The organism is Cyanobium gracile UHCC 0281 (assembly GCF_034931305.1).
GTDB classification, from domain to species: domain Bacteria; phylum Cyanobacteriota; class Cyanobacteriia; order PCC-6307; family Cyanobiaceae; genus Cyanobium; species Cyanobium gracile_A.
In genome coordinates this window covers 1-3,986 of the sequence record NZ_JAYGHY010000058.1, presented here as the reverse complement: position 1 = coordinate 3,986, position 3,986 = coordinate 1, and the positions used below count along the sequence as shown (strand labels likewise).

The following is a 3,986-nucleotide window of genomic DNA, read 5'->3' as shown; positions in this document are numbered from 1 at the left end:
TGACGCCGACGCTGGCACCGACCCAGGTGCCGCAACCGACCCCTGCTCCAACCCGGGCTCCCCTGCGACAGCCGCTGCTGACGCCGACGCTGGCACCGACCCAGGTGCCGCAACCGACCCCTGCTCCGACCCGGGCTCCCCTGCGACAGCCCCTGCTGACGCCGACGCTGGCACCGACCCAGGTGCCCCAACCGACCCCTGCTCCGACCCGGGCTCCCCTGCAACAGCCGCTGCTGACGCCGACGCTGGCACCGAGCCAGGTGCCCCAACCGACCCCTGCTCCGACCCGGGCTCCCCTGCAACAGCCCCTGCTGACGCCGACGCTGGCACCGAGCCAGGTGCCGCAACCGACCCCTGCTCCACAACCCTCCAGTGCAGCAAAGCCGGTGCTCCGACCCATCAGCCCAGGCGAATGGCTGCCGACCTCTGGGGTGCGGCCTGTGCCACGAGCCGATTCGTTCAGTTACCAGATCCCGAGGGGATTGATCGAAGAACGCATCCCCGGTGCCATCCCAGAGCAAAGCCGCGCTCGCCTGGTGGACGGACGTGCCCTGCCACCTGGAGTGGAATTCGACGCCTTCAGCCAGACGTTCGAGATCAGGAGCTACGGCAAGTTCACGCTGCCACTCGACGTGTTCCTCACCGTGCCGACCCGCAGCGGCACGTCCGGCTCGTTCACCCTCACCATCGGCAAACCCTGAAGCGGCTGAGCCATGCCGACCACTTCTCCAGGCCTAAGCCTGATCATCGGCAGCCGCAACGAGGGTGACTATCTGCGGCGAACTGTTGAGGGTGCACTGGCGCTCAAGCCCCCCGAGGGGGGCCTTGAGTGCTCCCTCTACGACGACGCCTCAAGCGATGGCAGTACGGACTTCTGCGACGAACCCCACTGGCGTCAACTTCGCGACCAGGGAACCCTCAGGCTGCAGCGAGGGGCCTCCCGGATTGGCGTTTCCCGGGGCCGTCGCCAGGGCGCGGCCGGTTGCCGTTCAGAGGTTCTGGTATTCCTCGATGCCCATCTGGAGTTTCCCCAGAGCGATCTCTGGTTGAAGGTTCAGGAGCATTTCCTCAACCCCGCCTGCGATCTGCTGGGCATCGACTGTTATGACAGCCGGAATGATGCCTCCACCGCCGGCTCGATCTACAGCAGTAAGCAGTTGTGCCATCTGAATCCTGCCTGGGTGAGGCTGCAATCCGATGCCCTGGTGGATGTGGCGGTGCCCTTCGTGAATGGCGGCTTCTTTGCCATCCGCCGGCAGGTTTACGAACGGTTGGAAGGTTTCCCGGACTTCCTGGAGGACTGGGGCCATGAGGACCGTTTCCTGTCAATGCTGGCTGGGCTCTGTGGCTACATCTGCCGGGTCGATCAACGCCTGCGCGTCGGCCATCTCTACAAGGATACGTTCAATGAACAGGAGGGACTGACCCAGCCGGAAGTCATTTCGGACCGCCTCCCGAGCGATGGGGTTGTGTTGCCGGAGTTTGTCTACCGCCATGCCGATGCAGCCACACGGGGTGTGTCGACGATGTTGATGAACAGCCTGCGTTGTGGCGTCGTGCTTTACAGCTCCGAGGTGGCTGAGCGCATGCATGAACAATTGCGCTTCGATTTCGGTGCTGAGATGGTCGAGACGGCCTTACTGCTGCTCCTGCAGGAGAGGCCCCAGCTCGACAGCCTGATGCTGCGCCTCGGTCTTGGCCCCGAACAACGGGACCGGCAAATGGTGGACTTCTTTCAGCGTTTCAGGCCGGTGCTGCCGATGCTCGATGAAGCGGAGCTTCATGCCACAGCTCAGTTGCAGGATGCCCAATTGGCGCTCGATCACGTGCGCCAGTTGCCCCTGGAGCTGCCGTCGCTCCATCAGCCAGACGCTGACCACTACCGTACAGCCCGCCTCTACCGCGAGGCCCTCTATTGCTTCCAGCTGCAGCAGCACGAGGAGGCGACCCGCCTACTGGCCGAGTTACTGACGATTGATCCAGACTACCTGCCAGCCATCTGCCTGCTGGCTGTGAATCTTCGGGCCGTGGGACGACGAGAGGGCGAAAGATTCTGGCTTCAGCGCGGTGCTGAGCTCATCGAGCGTCATCGCGACCAGGCTGGACCGGGGCCCATCGGGGCTTTCCATCCGGCCAGCCTCAACCCCTACCTGCGTCATCTGTACTGGCCTGAAGCGGATCGGATGATCTGGGCGGCCCTGGCGGATCTTGAGGAAGGGGCCGGACACCCATCTACGGCGGTGGGGTGGCTGCTCAAGCTGCTCGATCAGTCGCCTGAGGAGAGTGGCGTGCGAGAGCAGCTGTTGCGTTTGATTCAACCAGCTGATTGATACCTTTGTGCCTACAGTGTGTCCCTGCTTTCCCATGGGGCCAGGGGCTGAACGTGAATGAGTTCAACGGAACAAGCGATAGACAAGAATCTCCATGGCTATCCCCTGACTTTGAATCGATGCATAGGTTCAGGGCTGCACCTGAGTCGCGCCGATCGATCCTCTCCAGATCCCTAGTCACTTTGTCCTGGCAATCCACTCCGCCTCGCGATGGCTCGCCAGGCTGCACGGGCCCAAGTACTGACGATCCATCAAGGCCATCCCGTCCTGCACCAGGGTCAGCTTGACCGGCATAGTCGAGCCCACTGGAGTGATCTCCGCCAGCTCGACGCCATCAGCAGTCTTGCCGCGTTTGGATAACGACACCCAGGAACCGGGTTGGAGCAGGCTCTCCCCCCCTCTGCCAGGAAGTTGACGCCTCTCCATCCCGACCATTTCAACCACCAGGGGGCCTGATGGAATCGATCGATGCGTCCTTACGAGTTTGCGGAAAAACCGTCTAAGCAGTCGCGTTTTCCCATCTCCGAGCCAATTTCTTGGTGATTTCGTCAGATGGATTCATTTCAAGCGCTCAGACAGCCTGAATTCGCTGCATTTGGACTGTTTTGGCGGCCCAGCTGCCGCCGTTTGCGCACACCTTTGGGCATCTGGTGGTTCATGCCGCCGCCATCGCGGGTTCTCTCCGAGCCGGTAGTGCTTGAACCGCTCCAATACCGCCGGCGGCTTGGCATTGATGATGGTGATGCAGATATTGGTGTCGAGCACGATCATGGGCTGATCGCTTCCCGCATCTGCTCCTCGGGTTGCTCGCGCGTGAGCACAAACCCGGGTTCGAAGGCCGCCAGCCCCGCCTCCAGGGTCTGCCAGGGGTCATCAATGGGCAGCAGCAGCACACCGTTGCCGAAATGCTTCACCACCACCTCACTGCCGCTGAAGCGGTACTGCTTCGGCAGCCGTACCGCCTGGCTGCGGCCCGATTGGAACAGACGTGCGGTGTCCATCGGAAGTCCCTGATCGGGTAGTGACCCATGGTAGCTACCATGAAACGAACTGGGCTCAAGGCAGCAAGGGTTAGAGCTGCGCAGGCCCCACAGCCCTTGCCCGAGCGGCGCACCTGAGCCATTGAGAACGCAGCAGCAGCGCAGCACTCTCCAGCCCTTCAATGTAGTCACAAAAGCAGCAGCTCCCATGGCTGATGCAGTCGCAAATCAGGTGTCGGTGCGGGATCTCAAGACCCACCTCTTCGAGTGGCTGGCCCGCGCCCAGGCCGGTGAGGTGGTGGAAGTCACCTCCCACCGCAGGCCCATTGCCCGCATCACCGGCCTCAGAACAGCTGAGCAGAGTTGGACCCATCGCCTGCAAGCGGCCATCGATGCCGGGATCGTGAGCTGGAGCGGTCAGAAGCCTGTGTTTCCCCCGCCGGTTCGCCTCAGCGCTGGAGGGAAGCTCGTGAGTGAGATCGTGCTGGAAGACCGGGATTGACCCGGTGATCCTGTTCTGCGACACCAGTGCGCTGATCAAGCTGCTGATGACGTGGACCCCAAAAACTGATCCAGCCCTTATGAGAGCTTCCCTACCGGCCAGACTTGGCCAGGACAAGCCCCATGAAACGCAAACGCCACAACCCCGAGCAGATCATCCGCAAGCTGCGCAGCG

At 62.4% G+C, this 3,986-nt stretch carries 5 protein-coding genes and 1 pseudogene; 3 read left to right on the top strand and 3 right to left on the bottom strand.

Features of this window, described 5'->3' with window-relative positions:
* Both VB739_RS13675 and VB739_RS13670 read left to right on the top strand, forming a co-directional pair.
* A pseudogene (locus tag VB739_RS13675) lies at positions 1-701 on the top strand (hypothetical protein); the annotation flags it as partial.
* Between the two features lie 12 nt (positions 702-713).
* Entirely contained in the window at positions 714-2,330 is a 1,617-nt protein-coding gene (locus VB739_RS13670; RefSeq protein ID WP_323357599.1) for a glycosyltransferase family 2 protein, read from the top strand.
* 177 nt (positions 2,331-2,507) lie between these two features.
* Here VB739_RS13670 and VB739_RS13665 read toward each other — a convergent pair whose 3' ends face one another.
* The 3 genes from VB739_RS13665 to VB739_RS13655 form a co-directional block, all read right to left on the bottom strand.
* Entirely contained in the window at positions 2,508-2,696 is a 189-nt protein-coding gene (locus tag VB739_RS13665; protein ID WP_323357598.1) for a hypothetical protein, read from the bottom strand.
* Positions 2,697-2,888: 192 nt separating this feature from the next.
* The gene (locus VB739_RS13660) at positions 2,889-3,101 is read right to left on the bottom strand and encodes a hypothetical protein (RefSeq protein WP_323357597.1); all 213 of its coding nucleotides are present in this window, start codon (positions 3,099-3,101) and stop codon (positions 2,889-2,891) included.
* On the bottom strand, positions 3,098-3,331 hold the full coding sequence (locus VB739_RS13655; RefSeq protein WP_323357596.1) for a type II toxin-antitoxin system VapB family antitoxin: 234 nt from the start codon (positions 3,329-3,331) through the stop codon (positions 3,098-3,100). Before VB739_RS13655 ends, VB739_RS13660 begins: the two co-directional genes overlap by 4 nt.
* Positions 3,332-3,518: 187 nt before the next feature.
* Here VB739_RS13655 and VB739_RS13650 point away from each other — a divergent pair, with 187 nt between their 5' ends.
* Positions 3,519-3,812 carry a type II toxin-antitoxin system prevent-host-death family antitoxin gene (locus VB739_RS13650; RefSeq protein ID WP_323357595.1) on the top strand — a complete coding sequence of 98 codons (294 nt, stop codon included), beginning with the start codon at positions 3,519-3,521 and terminating at the stop codon, positions 3,810-3,812.
* Positions 3,813-3,986 lie beyond the last annotated feature (174 nt).

Excerpts from the sequence above, each read along its gene's own strand:
- VB739_RS13670 (WP_323357599.1), top strand. The coding sequence starts at position 714 with ATGCCGACCACTTCTCCAGGCCTAAGCCTGATCATCGGCAGCCGCAAC.
- VB739_RS13660 (WP_323357597.1), bottom strand. The coding sequence starts at position 3,101 with ATGATCGTGCTCGACACCAATATCTGCATCACCATCATCAATGCCAAG.
- VB739_RS13655 (WP_323357596.1), bottom strand. The coding sequence starts at position 3,331 with ATGGACACCGCACGTCTGTTCCAATCGGGCCGCAGCCAGGCGGTACGG.
- VB739_RS13650 (WP_323357595.1), top strand. The coding sequence starts at position 3,519 with ATGGCTGATGCAGTCGCAAATCAGGTGTCGGTGCGGGATCTCAAGACC.